The sequence below is a fragment of the Streptomyces sp. NPDC002640 genome (assembly GCF_053592575.1).
Genome location: NZ_JBSFVZ010000016.1, coordinates 1 through 23,139 on the forward strand (window position 1 = coordinate 1; position 23,139 = coordinate 23,139).

The 23,139-nt window shown below is 68.3% G+C and carries 15 protein-coding genes; 6 read left to right on the forward strand and 9 right to left on the reverse strand.

Going from position 1 to position 23,139, the window contains the following annotated elements; all coding sequences use genetic code 11:
- Positions 1–234 precede the first annotated feature (234 nt).
- From drmB to ACWD3O_RS20955, 4 genes are read right to left on the reverse strand one after another with little or no spacing between them, the layout of a single operon-like run.
- On the reverse strand, positions 235–2,067 hold the full coding sequence (gene drmB / locus ACWD3O_RS20940) for a DrmB family protein (protein WP_451416905.1): 1,833 nt from the start codon (positions 2,065–2,067) through the stop codon (positions 235–237).
- Positions 2,048–5,224 carry a helicase-related protein gene (locus ACWD3O_RS20945; protein ID WP_451416906.1) on the reverse strand — a complete coding sequence of 1,059 codons (3,177 nt, stop codon included), beginning with the start codon at positions 5,222–5,224 and terminating at the stop codon, positions 2,048–2,050. Before ACWD3O_RS20945 ends, drmB begins: the two co-directional genes overlap by 20 nt.
- The gene (locus tag ACWD3O_RS20950) at positions 5,221–6,738 is read right to left on the reverse strand and encodes an NERD domain-containing protein (RefSeq protein ID WP_451416907.1); all 1,518 of its coding nucleotides are present in this window, start codon (positions 6,736–6,738) and stop codon (positions 5,221–5,223) included. Before ACWD3O_RS20950 ends, ACWD3O_RS20945 begins: the two co-directional genes overlap by 4 nt.
- Complete coding sequence (locus ACWD3O_RS20955) at positions 6,735–11,471, reverse strand: sacsin N-terminal ATP-binding-like domain-containing protein (RefSeq protein ID WP_451416908.1); 4,737 nt, start codon at positions 11,469–11,471, stop codon at positions 6,735–6,737. The genes ACWD3O_RS20950 and ACWD3O_RS20955 overlap by 4 nt, the downstream gene beginning before the upstream one ends.
- 401 nt (positions 11,472–11,872) lie before the next feature.
- Here ACWD3O_RS20955 and ACWD3O_RS20960 point away from each other — a divergent pair, with 401 nt between their 5' ends.
- Genes ACWD3O_RS20960 through ACWD3O_RS20970 form a run of 3 tightly spaced genes read left to right on the forward strand, consistent with a single transcriptional unit; the run spans position 11,873 to position 15,857 of the window.
- Positions 11,873–13,987: a helix-turn-helix transcriptional regulator gene (locus tag ACWD3O_RS20960; RefSeq protein ID WP_451416909.1), complete on the forward strand. Its 2,115-nt coding sequence runs from the start codon at positions 11,873–11,875 to the stop codon at positions 13,985–13,987.
- Between the two features lie 2 nt (positions 13,988–13,989).
- A complete protein-coding gene (locus tag ACWD3O_RS20965; RefSeq protein WP_451416910.1) occupies positions 13,990–14,976 on the forward strand; it encodes a hypothetical protein in 987 nt (328 codons plus the stop codon).
- Positions 14,976–15,857, forward strand: a complete 882-nt coding sequence (locus ACWD3O_RS20970) for a DUF6339 family protein (protein ID WP_451416911.1) — start codon at positions 14,976–14,978, stop codon at positions 15,855–15,857. Before ACWD3O_RS20965 ends, ACWD3O_RS20970 begins: the two co-directional genes overlap by 1 nt.
- Before the next feature lie 99 nt (positions 15,858–15,956).
- Here ACWD3O_RS20970 and ACWD3O_RS20975 read toward each other — a convergent pair whose 3' ends face one another.
- From ACWD3O_RS20975 to ACWD3O_RS20995, 5 genes are all read right to left on the reverse strand, one after another.
- Entirely contained in the window at positions 15,957–17,315 is a 1,359-nt protein-coding gene (locus ACWD3O_RS20975; RefSeq protein ID WP_451416912.1) for a DNA cytosine methyltransferase, read from the reverse strand.
- A gap of 70 nt (positions 17,316–17,385) precedes the next feature.
- Positions 17,386–18,393, reverse strand: coding sequence for a DNA cytosine methyltransferase (locus ACWD3O_RS20980; protein WP_451416913.1), 1,008 nt, complete (start codon positions 18,391–18,393; stop codon positions 17,386–17,388).
- A 48-nt stretch (positions 18,394–18,441) separates the two neighbouring features.
- Positions 18,442–18,867: a very short patch repair endonuclease gene (locus ACWD3O_RS20985; protein ID WP_451416914.1), complete on the reverse strand. Its 426-nt coding sequence runs from the start codon at positions 18,865–18,867 to the stop codon at positions 18,442–18,444.
- A 285-nt stretch (positions 18,868–19,152) separates the two neighbouring features.
- On the reverse strand, positions 19,153–20,043 hold the full coding sequence (locus tag ACWD3O_RS20990; RefSeq protein WP_451416915.1) for a hypothetical protein: 891 nt from the start codon (positions 20,041–20,043) through the stop codon (positions 19,153–19,155).
- Positions 20,044–20,682: 639 nt separating this feature from the next.
- Positions 20,683–21,111: a hypothetical protein gene (locus ACWD3O_RS20995; RefSeq protein ID WP_451416916.1), complete on the reverse strand. Its 429-nt coding sequence runs from the start codon at positions 21,109–21,111 to the stop codon at positions 20,683–20,685.
- A gap of 280 nt (positions 21,112–21,391) precedes the next feature.
- Here ACWD3O_RS20995 and ACWD3O_RS21000 point away from each other — a divergent pair, with 280 nt between their 5' ends.
- The 3 genes from ACWD3O_RS21000 to ACWD3O_RS21010 are packed head-to-tail and all read left to right on the forward strand — an operon-like array spanning position 21,392 to position 23,094.
- Positions 21,392–22,558: an AraC-like ligand-binding domain-containing protein gene (locus ACWD3O_RS21000; protein WP_451416917.1), complete on the forward strand. Its 1,167-nt coding sequence runs from the start codon at positions 21,392–21,394 to the stop codon at positions 22,556–22,558.
- A gap of 9 nt (positions 22,559–22,567) precedes the next feature.
- On the forward strand, positions 22,568–22,780 hold the full coding sequence (locus tag ACWD3O_RS21005; RefSeq protein WP_451416918.1) for a hypothetical protein: 213 nt from the start codon (positions 22,568–22,570) through the stop codon (positions 22,778–22,780).
- Positions 22,777–23,094, forward strand: a complete 318-nt coding sequence (locus ACWD3O_RS21010) for a type II toxin-antitoxin system PemK/MazF family toxin (protein ID WP_451416919.1) — start codon at positions 22,777–22,779, stop codon at positions 23,092–23,094. Before ACWD3O_RS21005 ends, ACWD3O_RS21010 begins: the two co-directional genes overlap by 4 nt.
- Positions 23,095–23,139 lie beyond the last annotated feature (45 nt).

Below are 23,139 nucleotides of genomic sequence, written 5' to 3' on the forward strand. Positions count from 1 at the left end.
CGCATCAGCGTCCTGTTCGCCATGCTCCGCGACGGAACCTTCTACGAACCGAGAAGCCCCCGCACCGCTTGACGAAAGACATAGAGGCACCCCCCCCCCGAGTACCGGCTGCGGCGCGAGGGTTACGTGCCGCAGCCGGCCCTGAGGCGGCTCAGGTTCGCCCGGGAGCTTCGGCGCCGAGCCGCCGACCGCGACTCCGCGCTCGGCGGACATCACCGATGCCCCGGCGGGAGATCAATCTCCCAGGTTTTGCGCCGGTACTCGTGGAATCACCTGCCTGATCTCCGGCAGGACGCCCTCCAACAGGCCGGTGACCTCGCCGCCACCGAGCACCAACTGCCGGTCCAGAAGTCGGTTCCCGGTCTCGCAGGACGTTTCGCTCACCAGCGAGCATCCATGGCAGGCGGAGAGGTTGAGATGGGAGGATCCCTGCCGGTCGCTCTCGATGCAGACGGGATCGTTGGAGCAGAAGTCCGCGTCGTCCAGGGCCGAGACCAGGAGCGGGATCAACCTGTCCGGGTGGCCCAGCCTGACCAGACCTCCGAGTGTCCCCTGAGCGTCGCCCGCCGCCGTGTAGATCAATATCCCGGCTGTCCTGTCGGCGCGGTCGGAGTTCGCATAGATCCGTTCCTGAAGGGCTGCCGACGCGTAACCGCTTGCGAAGGCGAGGCGCCTGATGAGCAGATGCGCAAGCGTGTGCAGCGCGATGTACCGAGGCTCCGGCACGTCGAGACGGCTTGCCCACAGCGAAGCGGCCCTGCGCTCGGTGAGGAGTCGGGCACGTGCCTGGACCTCCGGCCGCGTCTCCCACCGGGCGAGGCTGTCCTCGTCGAAGCGAATGAAGATGCCTTCGCCGAACAATTCGATGGCCGGATAGGTCGGGTATCGGCCCTGATCGGGCCCCAGGTCCGACCTGATCAGGTCGGCGTCGGCGCTGTGACGACGGAACCCCTTGAGGGCGCGCACCTCACGGACCCGACGAACCTGTCCGATGCCGCTGATCACGGTCAGGAGACCCTGCGGGCCTGCGGCGCCTCGGAGGTCGGTCCCGTCGACGACGAAGTTGCTCCCGGAGCGGTCGCGTCCGCCCTCGAGCTTCTTGAGGAACGCCGCCCATTCGCCGTCCTTCAGATCGAGCAGCATGTCGTTGGCCGAGGTCTCCTGTCCGGCAGCCACCGCCAGGACGGTTTCGCGGGCGATGCCGAGTTCCTCCGCGATCCACGTGGCGAGTTGCTCCGTCTGAGGCCCGCCGTTGTCGGTGACCATCTTGTCGAAGTAGACGTGCCCCCGGATCGTGTCCGCCGTCTCCTCGGACGGTGGACGCTCCTCCGGTATGTCGAGGGCCGAGACGCGCTCGGCGATGTAGTTGCCGGTCGCGCCCCGCTGGACAGCGATCAACCCGTGCGGGCAGGGCTGCTTGACCGCGCTCTCCGGCTCCCAGGGTTGGCGACCCGCGCAACGGATTCCGTCACGATGCAGAGAGCCCCTGGTGACGAGCTCCGCCAAGGTCCGGCTGTTGCGACAGCCGGTGCATCTGACCTCCAGGGAGGAGAGTCCCTCACCGCGGCCGGACAACTTCCTGAACCGGATCGCCTTGTAGTCCTTGCAGAAGCGCACCGACTCGCTCAGGGATGCGGCCTGGCCCCGGTGCAGCCACTGGAACCACGGGATGTCCTGAATGTGGCTGCCCTTCTCGCAGACTGCGACATACCGCATCGGCACCAGCTTGCCCTCGCAGTCGCAGGTGTTGCTCCACTCGCCCTTCTTCCTACCGGTGAGCTTGGTGAGTCTGTTGCAGCGTTCACAGAACCGCCAGGCCGGGAATCGCCAGTAGGGGAGCGCGGGAGTCTCCTTGCCGGCTGTGCCCGCATGCGTGGGGGGCTCCCTCAGGGTGCCTGCCCCGAGGCGGGCCATCAGACGGTCGCAGCTGATCCTCGACGCGTACTTGGTGTTCCACCAAGAGGTGTCGGGTGCGATCAGGGAGGCCCCTCGCACGTCCACGATCGCTCCGACACCGAAGGGCGAAATCGTCTCGGAGAGGCGCAGGTCATGCTTGATCTTCTCCACGGTGCACCTCCTCCTGCGGCTCCTGGACCTCGACGGCCACGTTGGGTTCCACGGATCGCATCGAGTCTCCGACGAGCCAGCCTTCACCAGGCTGCTCGAACCTCTTCAAAAGCGTTGCCTGTTCCTTTTTGTTGCTCTGATAGCGCAAGGAATCGTGCGCCTCGCGTGCATCCGCCGCCCGGCCGTCCCATTGCCGCAGAAGACTCCAGACCGCTTCCTCCGTCTCCTGTGCCTCCGGCGGGTCGGAGCGCTCGACGTACCCGATGAACTCGTGCACCAGGCGTTCCACAGCCCCGCTCATGGTGCTGTTCTCAAGATCGAGTCGACCAGCCGCCGTGTTGTCGGCCAGCGGGGTGAAGGACTGCCGCAGCAGGGCGACCAAAGCGCCGGCGAGCGAGCGTTCGCGGGAGGCCAGGGACCAAGGGGTCACACTGGTCGGCTCGACGCTGCGGTAGAGGGCCTCGTGATAGGTGCGGAAGGTTTCGAAGTGGGAGCGGTCGCGAGCTCTGGTCGACCGGAAGAGCGTCACTACGATGCCTCGGGTGTCGCCACGCCCGACACGGCTGGTCGCCTGGATGTACTCCGCGGTGGTCTTGGGCTGTCCCACCATGAGCATCAGGGCGAGCCGGGGGATGTCGATGCCGACGGACAGCATGTTCGACGAGAGAACGACGTCGATGGCGTCCTTCGAGTCGTCCGCGCGAGCCCGGAGGGCACGAAGATCCTTCGGCAGTTCCTCCGCTTCCCGTCGACCGGTGAGCTCCAGGACGTTGTCCGCCCTGATCGGGCGGAGGGGGATTCCCAGGCGCTCGGCCCTCGCCTCGAGTCGACCGTTGACGTCGTCGACGACCAGGGTTCCGGTGCGTCCCAGTTCGCGGAGACTGTTGTGATACATGACCAAAGTCCAGTAGGCGTCGCGCGTCGCCGCGTCCGGCGCCCGGGCGGAGAGTACCTCCGGCATTTCGGCCATGGGCGTGACCGCCGCGATCACGGCGGAGGGCTGGGACACCGACTGGGGCATCAGGCCGACGTAGAGGCGACCTTCGCCGCTCCGCACAGGCCGGGAGAAGAACGTCCGATCGTCGTCCAGACCCGACGGGGGGTAGAGGGCGACCTTTCGCCCGTAGAGACCTTGGACCTGCTCCGCGGAGGCTCGGATGGTCGCTGTCGAGGCAATGATCTTGGGGCTGCTGCCCGCGCGCTTCAGCAGCAGTTGCAGTACCGCGTCGAAGACCGCGACCGTGGTTCCCAGCGGACCCGAGAGCAGGTGCAGCTCGTCTTGGATGATCATGGACGGCTGTAGGAATACGGTGCCCAGACCGAGAAGTTTTCCGGCTTCGGGCCGGAACTGGAGTCGGGCCAGTTTGTCGACAGTGGCCAGGAGGATCGTGGGTGGTTCCTCGTAGAGGACCTCGTCCACGACTGCCAGCGGGAGCTCGGCGCTGAACGAACAGCCGTCGTCGACGCAATGGATCACCACGTCGCGTCCGACGAGACGCATGCCGTAGTCGGAGTCCTTGTCGCTTCTGGCATCCGGAACCAAGGGCGTCATGCACCAGGGGCAGCTCTCGACCTGGAACTGGTTCGCCTCCTCGGGACGGGCCGCCTTCCGAAGGCGTTCCAGGGCCTTTTTCGCCTCGTCGCGTGTACCTGGAGTGACCTCGTTGCCGACCCAGAGTCCGATCGAGAAAGGGGCCATACCCTTCACGCGACCGTCGGTCGCGCGCAGGATCTCCATGGCGCAGACCAGGGCAGCGGCACGCTGGAACTGCTGCGAGGTGAGCAGGCGCAGGGTGTACCGCGTCAGAACGGCGGTCCCCCCGCCCTTGAGCCCGTGTGCGAGCCGCCGACGGAAGATTTCGATCGCGGCAAGACCGAGGTACGCCTCGGTCTTGCCACCCCCGGTGGGGAACCAGATGAGGTCGACCAAGTCCCGTTCGTCGTGTGCGGGGTCCATCGTCGAGGCCAACGAAATGAGAAGGAAGCCGAGTTGGAACGGACGCCATCGTGGCTCCGTCACCTGCTCTTCGGGTGTGCCGCGGTTGATTTCGGCCTGGCGCATCTGCAAGCGCATGGCGGCCATGCCAAGGGCGAACGCAGTCCGGTACTCCGGCCGGCCACGCAGTTCCAGCACGCCCACCCGCATCCGCTCGACCGCCACCTGGGAGCGCTCGGCGATGCGCACCGCGACGTCCCGGTCCGCATCGAGGGATTCGGCCCGGCTCATCTGGTCGGACGCCCATCTCGCGAACGCGTCGACGAAGGTGTCCAGCGAGCCGAGTACCGGTTCGGGGTTCGCGTCGATCATCGACAGGTGGTCGAGATCCAAGGACCGGGCTTCGGGAGATCCCGCGTCGAAGCCGGTGGTTTCCACCGCCGGCACGACGAACGACGGCACGGGATCGAGGAAGACCTTGGCACAACGTCCGTCCGTGGTCTTCCAGTCCGCGGCCATGCCGTGTCCGACCGCGTAGACCTTGCGGTTGCGGTAGCGGAGGCGGAGCTCGGCCGTTTCCGGATCGGTGTCGAACGACCTTGTCGTGTCGTACTCCAGGATCCGGCCGCCCGGGCAGGGCGAAACGGCCAGTCCTACCTGGAACAGCATCCGGGCGATGTCCGAGCGGTCGTCTCCGCTGGTCCTGGTGAGCACCCGTACGTGCACCGTGACGAGGTGGGCTCCCTTGAAGTCACGCCAGCGCGCTCCGACCGCGGCGCGGACGTTGCCCGCGTCGAGCTCCTCGGGGCCGTTGCCCTTCTTGAGGACGAGACCTCGTACGGAGAACGGTGTCCGACGCCACCGTGGAGGGCCGTCACCCTCCACCCGGGCGTAGGTGCCGCAGGAGAGATCGACGTGGACCGAGTCCCCGTCCGTGACGAAGGAGATCGCCACCGTGGAAGGCTTCCAGTCCTCGGCCAGAGGCACCGCCGCGCCGGACTCCTCGACCTCACCGGTGGGTACGTCGGCGGAGAGCGCCCCGCCCGACCCGGTGCTGTCGTCCCCCTCGCCGGAGGAAGTCGCCCCGGCCGGGAACAGCATGCCCACCGCGTACTGTCGGTGCGGGAGGTTCGTGGTGATCTCCTCCTCGCCGGCCTCCGGCCCGACGTACGAGGTACGCAGGTGGCGCAGGGCCTCCTTCTGGGCTTCCGTCAGTGTCACTTGGCAACCTGCTTCCCAAGAAGTCCCTGCAGTCGCTTCTTGTCCTGCGCGGACGCGACGACATGAAGCGTCACCCGGGCTCTGGTGACCGCCACGTAGAAGGCGGAGAGTCCTCGGGCGTCGTATTCGGCCGGCAGATCGCAGACGATGACGTGCTCCGCCTCCAGGCCCTTCGCGAAGCGGGGACTGGTCACAAGGAAGCCCGCCGTCGACCTGCGGGGCTCCTGATCCGCGGAGACACTGATGATCCAGATGTTGTCGCTGCGTGCGCCGGCGGAGACGAGCTGACGAGCCACGGCCTCCGCCGCACTGACGTCGGCAGCGCCGTCGGACCAACGCCATTCCACCCTGTCGCCGTGGACGATGCCAGGATCTCCCACATCCGCACCGAGGTACTCCTGCACGATGTGGACGATGGCACGCGTGTTCCGCACGTTGCGGTCCAGGTCGTACTGGAGGGCTTCCTCCTGGACGAGTTCGCAGACCTCGGAGTCGAATTCGCCGTCGACGTGTGCCTGGTTGTTGGGGTCCAGGAACATCCGCCAACGACCACCGGAGCGGCCGCCACGGATGACCGCATCCAGTTTGTCCATGCCCTCGGCGTTCATCAGGTCCTGCGCCTCGTCCACGAACACGACGTCGTACTGCTTGTCGCCGTCCAGGTCGGCGAAGGGGCGGAGATCGACGTCCTTGCCGGCGAGACGGGGGCCGAAGAAGTGCACCAAGGACGGCGAATGGAAGGTGACGAGCACGGACCTGCCCGCGGACGCCTCCTGCTTGGCGCCTTCGGCGAGCACCAACGACTTGCCGGTTCCCGCACCACCGAACACGAGCATCCTCGGGTTGCGGGACAGGGCCGCGAGGACCCGCGCCTGCCCCTCGGTCGCCCGGTTCTGTTCCTCGATGACAGCGCCACGCTGCGCATCGATGACGGGCATCCGGGTGAACTCGCCGAAGAGACGGGCGCGCAAGGTCTCTGACCGGGCGAGCTTCATTCCATGGGGCGCCGACCGCGCTTCGGCAGCGACATCCCGCAGAGCCTTGGTCAGCGCGGCGACATTCATCTCGTCCTTGGCCCACCAATGGCTGCCCTTCCATTCGACAGCGGGTGGAGGCGCGTCGATGTCCGGGGTGATCGCAACAGCCTCGGAGGCGAACCACCCGACTCCCTCCTGGCGGAGGATGTCGCGCAGCGCGTACATGGCAGACTGGGCCTGATCCATCGGCGATTCCCGGAGCTTCTTCCAGTCACCACGACGATCGATCGAGTACCAGACGCCGTCGTACTTCCTGACGCCCCCGCCCTTGACCTCGATGAGGATCACGACGCCGTTCCACAGCACGACGAAGTCCGCTTCGCCCTGCTGCTTGACCGCGTGGCTCCGCAGTTTCACGGAGTGGAAGGCCACCGCGTCGCCGGGACCGTCCACCATCTGGAGCAGTCGGGCCACCCGGCGCTCGGCGTTGCTGGTGGTGGTCGCCTCGATCTCGGCGACGTCCGGTATAAGAATCATGCTTCCTGCTCCCGCCAAAGCTTCTCGTACGCTCGGTAGCCGAGGAAGTCGTTCACGGCCCCGAAGTTGTCGGCGACATCGACGATGAGGCATTCGGGCTTACCGCCGTTGACGGGCCCCCGGAGGCCTCGCCCGGCCATCTGGATGTAGGCGCTTGGGCTGAAGGTCGGCCTGGCGATGTAGAGGGCCCGCACTCCCGGAGCGTCGAAGCCCTGGATCAACAGGTCGCAGTTGGTGAGGACCCTGATCTTTCCGTCCTTGAAGCGCTTGATGATGTCCCGGCGCTCCTGCCGGCCGGTCTGCCCGCTGACCGAGGCGGCCTCCACACCCCGGTACCGAAGGGTGGCAGCGAGCACCTGGGCGGACAGGACGTTGGGGGTGAAGACGAGCACGGGCCAGTCGGGGTTCCTGTCGAGGACGGCACTCATGTGGTTCACAAGGACCTTCAGCCGTGCCTGGTCCCGACCGATGCGGTCGAGGACCTTCGGTTCGAGCTTGCGACGAGACCTGATCTGTTCGCTCTCGGCCGGGTCCAGCGCGACGTGTACGCCCTCGAGAACCTCGTGCTCGACCCGGGCCAGAACGCCGCGCTTGGCGAGTTCCTCGTAGGCGTTTCCGCCGAAGGCCTGGATCTTGTGGGCACCGAAGCGGGCGGCGAGTTCCTTGGTCTGCGTGCCCACCTCCGGGTTGCCCTTGAACGGCGTCGCCGAAAGACCGACCAGGGGTCGCTCCCAGCTTCGGCCGTCGATGCCTAGCCGACGCAGAATCCGGGTGTACATCGACGACCCGCCGGCGCGGTGGGCCTCGTCGATGAAGACGGCGGACGCCTGCCAGAGCCAGTCGTACTCGGCGCCGCCGTTCTCGATCACCTTGTTCAGCTTGGCGTCGGTCGCCACGACCACGCTGCACTCGGTGTCGGGCTCATGGACGATGTTGTTGTTCCAGAGTCGGCCGACTGTCAGCGGGCGTTCGTCGCCGAGCCATCGCCACACGGTGCTGAAGGTCTGCACGGCTTGCTCGCAGAGCTCTTCGGACTGGGCGATCCACAGGACCGTGCCGCTCAAACGTTCACGGGCGAAGAGCCGCAGTACCGTCTCCGTGGCGACGCGGGTCTTACCGGCGCCCGTGGGCAGCTCCACCAGGCACTTACGGGCGTGCCCGTTCTCTTCCCGCAGGGTCAGGACCTTCGTCAGCTCCTTACTGATCTCCTCCTGGAAGCCGTGCAGACGGGTGAGTCGTACAGCGCCCGGGACGACGAACTCGTCGTCCTGATGGCGGGTGCGGTGGCCCGCGTACTTGGCGCCGAACCCCATCTTGCGGAGCCATGTGATCGTCGAAGGCGAGCCCGCCCAGGTGGTGGGCACATCGGTATAGCCTTCCGAGACGAACTCCGGGGCGAGCTGCTTGATGGAGTCACTCCCGTAGACGGTCAGGAAGAGCTCCGGGACCGAGGTGCCCTCGTTCACCAGCCCCTGGCTCTCGAGCGCCTGCCACAGACCCTTGGGAAGGTTCTCCCGGAGGGTGTCGTCCCCGAAGAAGATCTCCAGACGCTCTTCGTCGCCGGACGCCGCCTGAGCGGCTTGCCGCTGTTCTTCGAGCCGCTGATCGAGGCCGGACCGGATCACCTCGCTCATGTCGGCATTCGACAGTCCGAGGTCGAACTCCCGGCTGACGATCTCCAGAACGCGGCGCTCGTCGAACTCGGCACGGACGAGCAGGGTGAGCCCGTCCAGATGCCACTCGAGGGATTCGTCGTCGACACCGTCCTCCCTGGTGACCCGCTTGACGATCTGAGCGACCCTGGAGATCTCCGCGTTCGACACCTTGTCCGCGACGAAGGAGTTGCGCAGGCCCGCGTAGACGTCCAGCACGGGCTCGGGGGCCTGCCGGCCGTCGATGTGCAGGGAGAAGGAGAAGCTGTCGTCGAAGCGTCGACATCCGACGGTCTCGACGAAGAGCTCGGCCTCGTCCTCGCCCACACGCAGGTACGGCTTCTGTCGACTGCTGAGGTAGGCCCGTTCCTCCTCCGTGGTGGCGAGGTAGACCATGCTGGGCCGCTTGGTTTCCACCGCGTTCCCCACGCGCGCGGGGATGTGGGTGGGATGCCCGCCGGCGAAGGCGATGCGGCCGGCGGTCAGCACGAACCCGGCCAGGGCGGCGTTCTTGATGGGCGCGGATACTTCTGTCCGGAGAGCCTCACGCAGGACGTCCGCCGGTACCTTGTCCAGATCCTTGGGCAGGGCCAACGCGTCCTCCACCGGGCGGGGGCCTCGGAAAAGAGGCAGCACGGCTCCGTACTCCACGAGAGACGCCGAGACCACCTTCTCGGGAGCGCGGTAGCCGCGCGTCGAACCGATCAGGCCCGCCCGGCTGACCGCCCACCGCACGGGCGACAGAACCCGGTGCGTCAACCCGGTGTCGACATCCGTGCAGTTCCAGTACCTCGACTCGTCGAGGGTGAGGAGCTGCGTGGTCCACGTCTCGCGGACACGATCGGGGGCCCCGGCCTCCTTGAGCATGAACAGCACGGAGAAGGGACCCGGCCCGGTCTCCTCCTCGAACTCGACTCGTTCGACGTGGCGCTCACCAGGACCGAGCTTTCGATTCAGCTCGTCGATGACGAACTCGCCGTACTCCTCGAAGCGGCCCTCGTCCTCCAACGCGTATGACCGGACCGGCCGTGTGATGACGCCGGCCGAGTGCGCGACCTGCGGTACACAGCGGTCGTTGTCCAGCACGAGATGCGGTGTGCTTCCGGAGAGTCCTTCGATGTCCAGGACCTGGCCGGGCTCGGCCCATCCTCCGGCCAACGTCGGCACCTTCAGATGCCGTGCCTTGTCTCCCGTGACAATGCTCTCGGCCTGCTTCGGCGACACGTTCCGGGCAGCTTCCCAGAACTTGGAGCAGGCCTCTTCCTCCGGCTCTGCGGCCAACTTGGCGGCCCGTGACTGGAGCACGGCGAAGGGATCGAGGTCCCTGAACCCACGGTCGCCGAGCTTCTTCCGGACACCTGGGATGTCCAGGAAGGCCGGCACGACGAAGCTGGAACCCTCGATCTCGTCGTCTCCCGTGCGGTCCAGGAAGACCGTACGGCTGTCCTTCAGGGAGCGCAGACCATCCGTGGTGGGGATCACCCGCGCCGAGTTGATGCCCTCGACCTTGGGGTTCATAAGGACGTACTCCAAGGCCCTCGCAGCGGACGTCATGTCGTCGCCGTCCGCCCACTCACGAAGCCAGGTACGTACTCCGCGCTTGTCGATCTTCTCCAGCGCCTTGTTCTCGTCCCGGATGCCTTCCGCGAGGTAGGCATCCGTCACGCTGTGGTGGAAGAGCTGGCGGAGCCGGGAAACCCGTTGAGGATTGCTGTAACAGCGCCAGTGCGGCACATCCTCAGCCGTGTGGGGCGACCTGATCCAGTCCTCGTGGTTCTTCTCGGTCGCGCTGACGGAAAAGTCGAGCGGGCGGAGATCCTGCGGCATGCGCAGCGCGCCGCGGGCGTCCGGCACCAGGCTCAGCATGGCGCCCCGGCGCGGCACGTGGTGGCAGAGGATCTCGTCGCCGAACGAGTGGGCTTCACGGCCACGGGCCGGCATGTAGTCGAGGTGAGCAGCCGGATCGTCCACCGACGAGATCTGCTCCAAGGCGTCGACGAACATCTCGGAGAGAGTCGCCAAGATCTCCTTGTTGTAGAGGTTGTCGAGGAGAGTGGTGCGGTCGTCGTTGACGCTCCACGGCGCATTGAAGAGGGCCGACGCCGAGGTCTTGTCCTGCAGAGGGAAGTAGGACCAGAACTCCCCGGTCCGGAGCTGTGAGAACCGTGCCGGAAGGGCGACCGTGACCTTCATCCGGTCACGGGACACCGCCTCTCCGACCTCGGCCCGCGCCTCTGGGCTGGGCGAGTGCATGCGGTTCTCGACGTACCACTCGTCGTGATCGCCGTCGGGTCGTTCGATCCGGAAGCGTCCGTCGCCAAGATCACGAGACACGTGGCTGGTGCTGAACTCACTCTTCCCGCCGCCGACGACGCGGAGACGAACCTCCCGAACCGCGTTGACGAACAGGAGGAACTCGGACCGGAACCTGTGGATCTCCTCCTGCAGGTTGGTCAGCTTGGCCGCGTTCGGCAGTTTGATGACCGTCACGGCCCAGGTGGCAAGGTCCGCCAGGACGGGATCCTTGGCGAACTCAGCCTCTGCGTCGAGTCGGGTGGAGAGGCGCAGGGCCGGAAGCCGGGAGGCTGCGGTGCCGAGCGACCTGATCGCGGCCTTCGCCCTGTCCGAGTTGAACTCGAACGCGACGGAGCGGCTGAAGACCTGGGGAGCGTCGGTGACCGCCAGCACCGACTTGAAGCCGAGACCGAACCTGCCGATCTCGTCACCGCGTTTGCCGCTGATGTGTGCGTGAGTGAGCGTTGTCAGCCCGGTCCGGGAGAACGGGCGACCGGCGTTCGCGCAGTACAGAGTCCGAGTGTCGAGATCAAGGACGATCTCGACCCGTCCGGCGCCCGCTGTGTGCTCGGAACTCCCGGACATCGCGTCGGCGGCGTTCTGGACGAGCTCGAGCAGCGTGCGGTTGGAGTAGCCGCCGACCCGAATGGACTCTTCCTGGTTGGCGTGCTCCGTGATCAGGTGCGGATTCACCCGGTAGGCGCTCATGGCCCGTTCGAAGACCGCGTCCACCTCGCGAACCAGACCTGCGTCCGGAACCCAGTCCGGCCACCTCTTCATCGTCATGACCGCACCCCCTCAGTCAACGACACGACAGTGCCCCTCGTCAGATTGCACCTGCGGGCTCCCCCGAACCCCGCAAGGCATGTACCGCCACTCTCTGTCAAACGTACCCGTGTCGGCCCACGGTCCGGACTCTAGACCTCACCACCCACACCGCGTGGCTCTACGGCTGGATCGATATGTCCGCGTACCCGCCGATCCATCTCGCGCATGACCGGCGTTGCGGTAGGTCACAGCCGGATGGAAGCGGCGAACCGTGGATCTCCGCCGTTCTGTGCGTTCGGTCGGTTCTACGGGAACAGGTCGTCGGTGTCAAAGAATTTTGTCCTACCGTCAGTTTGTCAAATGCCCTGCTATGGTCTGGGCGTTGTGGCAGGCAGGTCGACCGAGGGGGCTGGCACACGGTGGAGGACGCAGTGGAGTTCGGACCTTGGTTGGCCCGGCAGTTGCGCCGGGCCGATATGAGCCAGACGGAACTCGCGGAAGCCGTGGGGCTCACCAGAGCCGCGGTGTCGGCCTGGATCACAGGCCGGGCGGTTCCCAGGGAAGAGACCATGAGAGCGATAGCGGCAGCGCTCGATGCCGATTACGCCGCCCTGCACACGCGGACCACCGATGTGGTCAGCCCTGCCAAGCCCGTGAGCTGGTACCACCGCCCCGCCCACCGGGACGGAGGGAGGGAATTCGGCAACGCCGCCGCGTTCGCCTTCGACGCCGATGTCTCGGTCCTCGCACGTGAGGCTACGCAGAACAGCCTCGACGAGCGCTACGACCAGTCCCGACCTGTGCGCGTGCGGTACACCCTGCACGAGCTGACCGGCGAGTCGTTGGTCCGATTCCGCGAGGCCATCAAGTGGGACGAGCTCTTCCCCCACTACGAGGCCGCTGCGGCGCAGAAGCAGAAGGTCGGCCAGGTGGTCGCCGAGGGACTTCGGGAGATGTACGACCGCGACCGGCTCGTCCTCCTTCGTGTCGACGACTACAACGCCTCCGGGCTGACCGGCGACGATTACGACGACGGCCGCTTCGCCGCCGTCGTTCGCCGACAGCTAGACAGTCGTAAGTCCTTCGCGGGTGCCGGTGGTTCCTACGGTTTGGGCAAGGCCACGCTCTGGGCGACCAGCCGCCTCGGACTCGTGTTGATCAACTCCACGCTCTCCGAGCCTCACGAAGGCCGGACCGAGCGCCGTCTCATCGGTCGTCTCGACCTCCCGTGGCACGAGGTCGACGGTACGCCGTACGCCGGACCCGCGTGGCTCGGCGAACCGGACACCGCACCGGGCAGCCAGAACGTTGCGCGTTCCTGGTGGGCCGACGAGCCCACGGTCGAGCAGCTGTATCTGAAACGGGAGAGCACCGAGCCGGGCACCTCGTTCCTGATCGTCGGCGCTCACGACGTGGCCGGTAAGGCGGGTGATTCGGCGACCGCCGCGGACGTCGAGGACGACTCGGTCCAGTCGATGCACCACCGCCTGGTCGAAGCTCTCGGCCAGAACTTCTGGGCGGCCATGACCTCCGGGCGTGGCCGACCGCCGATCCTCGAGGCGTCCGTGAGGACACTGCGCAACGGCCAGGTGGTGATCGACGAGGAGCGTGTCGACCCCCACCGGACACAGCCGGCGCGAAGCCGGGCCCTCCGGGCCTTCCTCAACGGTGAAACCGTGGATCGCCTGACCGAGGCCGGCCAGGTGGCGCTGGCCCGCGTTCCGCTGCGCATGCCGCCACTGCGAGGCAGCCGCACCGGTGCGGTGGAACACGAGGCCGTCGTGCTGGTGACCGCGGCCGACGACAACGACGGCAAGTTGAACCACATGGCCATGATGCGCGGCAATCGCATGGTCATCCGCAGTGCCCGCGTCACCGACCTGCCACTCGGTGCCGTCGCGTTCCAGGCCGTCCTGCTGGCCGGCCATGCCACAGGCGACGACTCGGCCGAGGCGGAGGCCGCCGAGCGCTTCCTGCGTGCCTCCGAACCCCCGGAGCACAACAAGTGGGGCCCGACGGACGAACTGCGCACGGTCTATGCCGCAGGGGCCGCCACCCGCATCACCGACTTCACCCGTGCGGCCAACGCCGCTGTTCGTGAACTGGTCGGTCGGGCACGGGAGAAGAAGAAGGACGGCCCGAAGGCCCTCCGTGACCTTCTCCGTCTCGACGGCGCCTCCGCAGGTCCGGTTGCCCGGGCGGCCACCGCGCAACCCAGCATCCGCAGCGTCGACGCCCAGTTGGACGCCGACGGAGCGTGGTGCATCACCGCTGAGGTCAAGCTCCCGGGTGCACCCGACCCGTGGGTCCTCGCGCCCGTGGCCAAGTTCGACGTCCGTTCAGGAGCCAAGCCCGTCGTCGGATGGGCGCGTATCGAGGCCGGGAAGAACTGCGAGGTGGACGGCGGTCGACTCGTCTTTGCCGCCGGCGAGCGTCAGGCGTCCTTCTCCGCCGTCACCGACGCCTCCACCCACCCGGTCAGAGCTCACCTTGCCGGCTTGATCGTCGAACTGCAGAAGCCGAAGGGGGCCTGAGAATGAAGGTCTACCCGTACAAGCGGATCACCGGAGAGATCGCTCTCGAGGTGACCGCCGTTCGGCAGGAGCGGGAGGGGTACTACCAGCACGACCTGGAGACCTGGTGTTTCTCCGCTCAGGAGAAGGTGGTCGCCCTTCACCAGATCGAGCGTGACGACTGGGAGAGTGCCCGCCTGGCGATCACGGCGAAGCTGCCTGCCCAAGAGATCGCGTCGGGACCGTGGAGCGATGTCGCCGTCGTCGCCGTCCTCACCGAGAGCGTGACCAACGCGCGCGTCACCGCCCGACTCACCAGGGCGCCCGGTGCCTCGGAGACCTGGAGTGGCCACCTCCGGCTCTGGCGGTCGATGCACCACCGTCGGGCCGAGCTGGCAATCGTCGTCGTCGGCTCGGTGGACGGTGAGCCTGGGCGCATGATCGGCAGGTCGGACTCTCCGTGGATCGTCGACTTTGCGGCTGCCAAGCCGGTCCGGCAGAACGAGATGGAGATCGTCGAGGAGGACTTCGTCCAAGGACCGGAGTGGTTGCGGCCGTTCAAGGACGCCCCCTGGATCGTGGAGACGTCCGGAGACATGCCCAGGGTCCACCTCAACACGGCGTTCGAGGGCGTCACCGACCTGCTGAACTCGGCTCGCGACCCCATGTCCAAGGCCATGCGGAACATGCTTGCCGCACAGATTGCCACCGATGTGTGGACCGCGGTCTTCCACGCCGCTGTCGGTGACCTGGAGCTCAACGAGTACGGGGAGCCCGAGTGGCCCGGTGGCTGGAGGGACGCCGTACTGAAGAGCATGCTCGGCGACGTCCTGCCCGACCTCTCACCGGACGACGCCCTTCGAGAGATCCACTCCCGCCGCGCCGAGGCGAGCGGCTGGAACGATCTGCAGGCGCGCATCAGTTATGCGGCGGGCCGACGGGCCAAGGTCGCCAAGAACCTGGGTGCGGCCATCCGTACCGTCGACGCGGCCCAGAGGGAGAGCCGATAGTGATCGACAAACCTGAGCACCTGCCGGAGTACCTGGCCCTGTTGTCCGACGTCAATGCGGCGAAGTACATCACGATCGGCCTTCTCACCGGTGACGAGGCCCCACCGTACGTGGCACTCGACAAGGCGACCGAGCCGCTTGCCGACACAGGCCCACGGGCCGAGGTCTCGCCGCTGCGCGACCTGATCGACGACGCGCTGCACAGGTTCGACGGTGGGCCCCGCACCGAGGCCGACGCCTGGCTGGCCCCCCGTCTGCATGCTGCCCTCCGGCTCTCTCGTCGGGAAGCGGCGGACAGCCGGTTGTGGAGTTACATCGCCCTGGCCGTCGCGCCGGACTACGTCCTGTGGCGTCACCTGCCGGCCAAAGGCAGCAAGGGGGAGCGGCCCAAGGTCCAGGCCGCCCGCTTCTCCGGCGTCCACTACACCCAGGCCTTCGCCCGCCTGTGGTGGGCCGCCGAACTCTTTCGCGACGGCGGCGACTACCGCCCGGTCGAGGTCGCCTGCGGCAATCAGGACGTACTGAACACGACTCTGCGCCTCGACATCGTTGATCACCGCCCGACGGCGCAGGCCCTGATACGCATGATCGCCAAGGGGACGGTGAAAACCGGCCGCGAGGTCAATGCCCTGGCCGTCGTCACCAACTCCGCGGCGAGCACGCTCATGTACGACGCCCTCGCCGAGGACGACGACTGGGACGGCACGGCTCTGGAGAGATGGATCGCCGAAGCGGATTCCGCTCCACCGGTGCCACGCCGAGGGCTGCCGGAGGGACCGGACGACGGTCCGGTGCCGCAGCGGGCAGTGGAGTACTTGGTGGGGCGGTTCGAGGAGCTGTTCACGGATGCCCGAGTGCGAGGGCGGGTGAAGGCCGAGTAGCCCCCGCTCGGGTGCGTCAGGCCTTCGGCTCGGTACGACATGGCGATGTGCCGCGGGTCGACGACTCGCCGCACCGCTCGGTACCGATGCGCCGGACTTCTATGCCCGCTTGCTCGACGCGGAACGTCGGTCGCGGCCCGGGTGCGGCGGCGTCGCAGGGCAGTCGGTGTAGTCGTCGCAGCCGAGGGCCCGCAACCGCTCGCACTCGTCGTGGTCGACCGCGGGCCACTCCACCATCGAGGCCAGTGCGGTATCGCGCACTTCACGTGTGGAGCCCAGAGCGGCAGCGAGGAGGTGGACGCCGAAGCGTGGGGGAACCGCGTTGCCGACCTGCTGAGCCTTGTCGTTGCCGGACCACGGGAAGTTGCCGGGGAAGGTCTGCAGCACCCCCGCCTCGTGGATGGTGAACTTGTCAGGGCCGGTCTCGCCCGTGACGACATTGCGCGAGACCTTGCCGGTCACGGTGAAGGCCGGCTCGGCAGACGCGCGCTCCCCCCGCTTCTTGGGGTCGCCGCCGGATCCATAGTTGGACCGGACGACGAAGGAAGAGCGGAGAGGCAGCTCCTCGGAGACGCCCAATGTCTTCCGCGCGCGGTGCAGAGCCTTTCCCATGGAGACCCACTGGGCGGGGGACTCGTCCTCGCTCCTCCGTTGTTCCGGCAGCTCCAGCAATGTTTCCTGGACGGCCGGTGCGGACGGCCGAGACGGAGCAGGAGCCGCGGACACCGGCCCTGTTGCCCGTCGGAAGGCTCCGTGCGTCGCCTCCGGCAGCTCAGGATCGTCGCCTTTTCCGAGCTGAGCGATGAGCACCGCCCGACGGCGCGTCTGAGGAACACCGAATTGCTCGGTGCGGAGGACACCCGACACCGTGCGGTACACGACGCCGTCGGGAAGCCGGCTCCGCAGAACCTTCTCGTAGACCTTCCAGACGGGCCAGACGGCGGGCACCTGCTCCAGAATGATCGTTTCGAACGGTTCCCTGTCCTCGTCGAGGATGGCGTCAAGGATCCAGCGGAGTGGTTCAAGAACCAGTGCGGTCCGCTCGTCGATCTGGGCCGCGGAGAGTTCCTTGTCGATGACGTCCGCGGACTGCGGGTCGTCCACAAGACGCTCGATGAAGCCCGTGACCTCGTCCAAGGCCTGCCTGCCCGCTCCGCTGCCTGCGACGGAGAATGTCTGGCAGGGCGGTCCGCCCGCGAGAACCTTGATGTTCTTCAGGATCTCCCTGTACCTGCCCGGATCAGTCCGCATCTTGGTGACATCGGCGTGAATCGTCGCCAGGCCGGCTGCGTAACGCGTCTCACACGCGTTGGCGTCCCACTCGATACCGATGGCTTTCTTCCCGAGGAAGTGTGCGGCCACGTCCAGCCCACCAGGACCTGCGAAGAGGTCCAGAATGTCATACTCCTCCTCGTTCTCCGAGGTCGAAGTGGATGCATGCGTTGCCGGGCTGGTCATGAGGTGGAAGTCTAGCCGGCGTGCCGGACAGCGGACGCCACGTGCTCCGGGCCGCACGCCGGCCGTCACCTCAGTCGCAGAGCGCTCGCGCGACGGCCTCACCCACGGCCCGCGCGAGCGGAGGCGGCGTGGCGTGGCCGATCTGCCGGTAGCGTGCAGTTTTCCTGCCGGTGATGGCCCAGTCCTTCGGGAAGGCCTGCAGCAGCGCAGCCTGGTCGACCGTGAGCTTCTTGAGCGGGTGCCCGGACTTGTCCGACTCCTGCACCCCGTCCGGTCCCGGAACCTCGTCGGCCAAGGCTCCGCCGTTGATCCCCATGGTTGCCCAGATCTTCTTCGTGCCGGTGAGCCCGAGGTCGGCACCTCCTCGGTTCTCGGAGCCGCCGACGAGAGTCGGGGCGGGGCGAGCGGCGGTGCGGGCCCAATCCTCGGCGCCGGACCAACCGCGAGACGCCATGGACTCGAGCAGCGCCTCGCCGGCGGTCATGTGGCGCGTCACGGTCGCCTTCGGTATCCGGAACCTGCCGGCGTAGGGCTCCTTCAAAGCCACGATGAAGCCGTGAGGCCTCTCCTGAGGAACCCCGAAGTCGGCCGCGTTCAGGACGAACCAATGCACCTCGTATCCGAGATGCTCGAACTCGTCCCGGACGAAGTCACGGATCGGGGCGTAGTCGGCCCGCTCGACGAGTTCGGGGACGTTGTCGATGAGGATCGCCTTGGAGCCTACGCCGTGGGCCAGAAAGGCCGTGGCCCGGAGAAGGGCGAGCTCCTTGCCGTCGCTGCCGGTCCGGTTCTTCGTGGCCGGAGAAAGGACCCTCGGCAGGCCCGCCGAAAGAAGATCGACGTTGTAGCTCTCCTGGTGATCGGCGGGATCGAACTCCTCGAGGTCCGTTCGGAGAACCTTCCACCCCGGCCTGTTGTGGTGCAGCGTCCGGCAGGGGTCCTGCCCGTGGTCCAGGACGAGAACCGGATCGAAGCCTGCCTGTTCGAGACCCAGAGCCAGGCCACCGGCCCCGGAACAGACATCGACAGACGTAAATCTCCTCATGGTTTCCCCCCAGTGGTCGATTCTGAGGATCATGCCACCGGGGAGACGATGACGACACCGACCTGCGGAAAAAGTGGGTGGCTATGCCAATGAACGGCGCCGCATCACGAGATCACGGACCGTCTGCGCGACCTCGTCAGGACTCTCGTGTTCCCAGAAGCGGAGGACCGTCCACCCGGTCTCACCAAGGTGCGCGGTGGTTTCGGTGTCCCGAGCCATGTTCTTGTCCAGCTTGGCCCGCCACCACTCCGCGTTCGACTTCGGCTGCGTGGCGTGCTGGGGGCAGCCGTGCCAGAAGCAGCCGTCCATGAATATGGCGATCTTGAGTCGGGGGAAGACGATGTCGATCGTTCTGCGCGGCATCCCGGGAACGGGCACGTTGACCCGGAAACGCAACCCGGAGGCGTGCAGCAGGCGTCTGACCGCGACCTCGGGTGCCGTGTCTCGACGGCCCTGGCGGCTCATGCGGGCCGAGACGGCGGCGGATGAGGGGACGACGCTGCTCACATCATCATTCTGCCAGTGTTGGGATCGGCCCTGGGGTGCACCGGCTGAGGTAGGAGATCAGAGCTTCGGCTCTACCGTGAACGGCAGCTTCGCCGCCCAGGCGGAGAGGGCATCGGCAGCCGTCTCCCGGGCCTCGCCGCCCACCGCGACGTCCTCCAGCAGCACCCGCTCCGCCGCGGGCAGCGCGATGGCCTGCTGCGGGAAGGTCGGCTTCTCTGGGTTTCCCTGGCTTACGGCACGTGGGCCGGGGAGGGGGTCGAGCGGTCGGTGGGGGTTCGGAGGGCTTCACCGGGCCGTGCGCCCACTGTCCCGCGTCGCCTTGAGGACCTTTGCCGCTTCCGTCGCCTCGTGGGAGCGGAGGGTGCGCCACTCGGCGGCGTCGTCCTGGTGCCGCTTCAGCCAGTGCCGCTGCAGCGCGGCGAGGCGGCCGTAGGCGCGCGTCAGGTAGTCGGTGCGCTGCTTACAGCGCAGGTCGGCGGTGACGGACGGGTCGGTGGCGAGGTCGGTGCCCTCGGGGAGGCGCTGGGCGAAGGTGGCGGGGGTGGTGGCCTGGACGCCCTCGTCGGCCATGCAGGCGCTCCAGTCCTCGTCGGCGGTGCGGAGGGCGGGGTCGCGGGCCAGGCCGGCGACGGCGTCGCGTTCGCCCTGGTCGAGGGAGAGGCGGAGGGCGAGGTCGCGTTGGCGGGCTTCACGGCCACCGAGGAGACGGGTCTGCGCCTCGGCGAGGCAGCCGGTGGCGGGGCGGGTGACGCGGATGGCCTTGTTGCGGGCGGCGATCTTCCGCTCCGGGTCGCCGTAGAGGGCACGGTCGAATGATGCGTCCTGTCTGCGTTCCGTGGGCTGCCGGGTCGGAGGGGCCTGTTCCGACGGGGTGCCCACGGCCTCGATGCCGAAGTGGGACGGGGAGGTGCCGACCGTTTCCGAACCGGCGGGAGCGAGGTTGGGAGCGGGTTCGTACCGCATGCCGTGGCGGGTCATGCAGGCGGCGATGAGGGCCTGTTCCGCGCGGTGTGCCTGGCGTGCCGCTTCGGGGGAGGCGTTCAGCAGGGTGTGCAGGGGGAGGGAGCCGCGCAGGGCGGTCAGCTCGGCGGTGGACGGGGACGGCGGGGCGGCGGGGGTGTCGTCGCGGCCGAGGGTCCAGCCGATCGTCGCGGCCAGGGTGACCGGAACGACCACGGCGAGGACCGTCCCGGCTCGGCGGCGCCCGCGTGCGCGGCGGGACGGGTGCCGTGAGCGGGACGGGGACGGTTCCGGGGCGGCGGGCGGCTCGGTCGGTCCGGTGGGCGGGCTCGTCGGTGGCATGGCGTCCTCCGGATGACGACGTGAGTGGGATGACGACGTGAGGGTGCGGAGCGGGTGGTGGTGGAAGGGGGAGAGGGAGAGGCGCGCGCGGGCGTGGGCCAGGGGCGCGGCGCGCGTGGTGCGTACGCGGGGTGGTGGTGCGGCTGCGGGGCCGCGGCAGGGGTGGCAGGGTCCGGCCGTGCGCGGGACTCCGCACGGGAGGGACGGCGGCCGGCGCGGGCCCGGCCCTCAGCTACGTCCAGATATCCCCGGGTGCCCGGCCGCCCAGGAACCCGTTGCCTGGGCGCGCCCCCGACCGGCCTACGCCTCGCTCCGCTCCCGCCACGTCCGCGCCGCAGGGCGCTGTGGCGCCCGGGCGCGGCGGTGTCGTGGGCGCCCACGGCACCGCCCCGCCCGGGCCGATCGGCGGCGGTGGCGGCGGTGCGCCGATGTGCCGCCGCCACCGAGCCGCTTGCCGGGTGGCCGCCGCCGAACCGGGCGTCGGGTCGGCCGTCAGCCGGCCACCGAGCCGGGTCAGTAACAGGAGATGGACGTCGTCCCGCGCAGCAGCAGGGAACTGGCCAGGTTCTGCTGGGCCGTCGGCAGGTAGTCCACGTACGAGCCCGGGTTCACGCAGAACACGAAGCCGCTGTGGTTCGAGTAGTTGTAGTAGTGGCTCTCCAGCCCCGAGGACGAGGAGTTGCTCGCGGACACCGTGTTGTTGTTCACGCTGAGGCCGCCGCCGGAGCGGGAGGTGAGCTGGTTGAAGGTGTCGCCCGAGAAGTTGCTGTCGGAGTCGAAGTACGAGTGGCGGGCCGAGTTGTTGATGCCCAGGTAGAAGACGCAGTGGTAGCCGGAGGCGCAGTTGGGGCCGGCGGACGCCGGGGCGGCGGTGAGCATTCCCGCCGAGGCGGCCATCGCGGCCGTGGCGGCGGTGAACGCCAGCTTCTTGCGCAGGCTCATGTCGGGCTCCAGTCGTGTGACGGACGGCTGACGGGGACGTCCGCGACGGAGGGTCGTGGACGCACCCGGCCTTCGGTTCCCGGCGGGAAGGGCTCGGCGGGGACCGGACGTGCAGGCGAGGCAACTCTGTGTCGAGGGCGGACCGTGGCGCATGTGCCGTCGGCGCACAGTGATTGGCGGGAGGCGCACGCCCGTAGGCGTGACGCGCGTCAAGCCGGTGTAATCGTCGGGCGGCGCAGGCGTGGGGTGCATCGCCATCGGGGGACCTGAGGGGGACGTTGTGCGCACCGTGTTGAATCTCGAGGCTCTGCCCTGCCCTGACCGCGCCACCGCCTGGGAGGAGGCCGTCGGCCGGGACGTGCTGCCGTTGTCGTGCCGCTTCCTGGACCCGGACGACTGCCGGGGCCGGCTGGTGTCCATGCCGCTCGGCTGCGGTGGGCTCACGGAGGCCACGTACAGCGCGCAGGCGGTGGAACGCACCCCGCGGCTCATCCGGCGCGACGATCCGGAGGTGTTCGAACTGGCCTTGGTCGTCCACGGCGACCAGGGCATCGAGCAGCAGCGGCGGCAGGCGGTGGTGAGGCCGGGGGAGATGGTGCTCTGCGACTCGTCCCTGCCGTTCCGGTCGTGGACGGCCGTCACCGCGAGTCTGGCGGGGGCGCTGGTGCTGCGGCTGCCCCAGCAGATGGTGCGGCTGCCGCGGAAGCGGGTGCGGGAACTGCTGGGGGTTCCCTTACCGACGACGTCTGGGCTGGGGAAGGTACTGGCGGGGCTGCTCAGGGGACTGGTGGACGAGTACCCCTCGCTCTCCCCGCACGACCTGACCCGCACCGGGCAGAGCGCGGTGGACCTGGCAACCGCCGTGCTGGGGCACTTCGTGGACCGGGACGTGAACGCGGACCTGCTGCCGGACTCGCAGCGCCGGGTGCTGTTCATGAAGTGCGCGGCGTTCGTGGAACGTCACCTCGCCGATCCGGGGCTCGCGCCGGCCGGGGTCGCCCGGGCGTTCGGCATCTCGCTGCGCTACCTGCAGGTGACATTTCAGGAGCAGGGCACGACGCCGTCGGCGTTCATCCTCGAACGCCGCCTCGCCCGCTGCCGCCGCGACCTCGCCGACCCGGCGCTCCAGGCGGTGCCGGTCCACGCCATCGGGGCGCGCTGGGGGTTCCCGCGGTCCTCGGAGTTCAGCCGGGCGTTCCGCAGGAGGGAGGGCGTGCCGCCGGGCGGGTACCGGCTGCTGGTGCGGGGGAGCGGGACGGGAGAGCCCGGCCCCGACGGGAGGATGGGCGGCGGCCGGGGCCGCGGCGGGGCGGCGGGGGCCGGGTCTGTGCGGACGGGCGGCCGGCGGTCACCTGAACGAGGCGGCTGCGCGCGGTCACCCGAACGGGGCGTCACCGGCGCGGCGTTGGCGGGCGGGAGTCGGCCGTGGGTGGACGGGCGTGAGTAGGTTGTGCCCATGAGCGCTGTGCGAGAGAAGATCTCCCTCACCCTTCCGCCGGACCTGGTGCGCCGGGCCAGGGCGGCCCACCCCGACCTGTCGGACTTCGCCGCCCAGGCCATGTGGGAGAAGCTCCTGAGCGACGCCATGGCCGAGTACCGGCGGATCCGGGCGCTCGAGACGGACGTGGCCGCCGACTTCTGGCTGGCGGCGGAGGAGGACGCCTCGTGATCGACATCGAGCGGGGGTCGGTGTGGCGGGTGCCCACCGTGGGGCGGGAGCGAACGGTGGTCGTGATCGAGAACTCCGCCGTCACCCGGCTGCATCCCGGGGGCGTCGTGTGCGTCCCCGTGCAGGAGGTCGACGACGCGCTGGACACGCTGGTCACGGTGCCGGTGACCGCGCCGGTGCGCGGGGTCGTGATGGCCCCGGACATCGCGGCGTTCAGGCCCCGGCGGTTCGAGGAGGGGAAGCTGCTCGGGCACCTCGCGCCGGGGGACATGGCGCGGGTGGAGACGGCGGTGCGGGCGGTACTCGATCTTTAGGCCTGTGCCGCGCGGCTCGGGGGTACGCGACCGACCGCCGCTCGC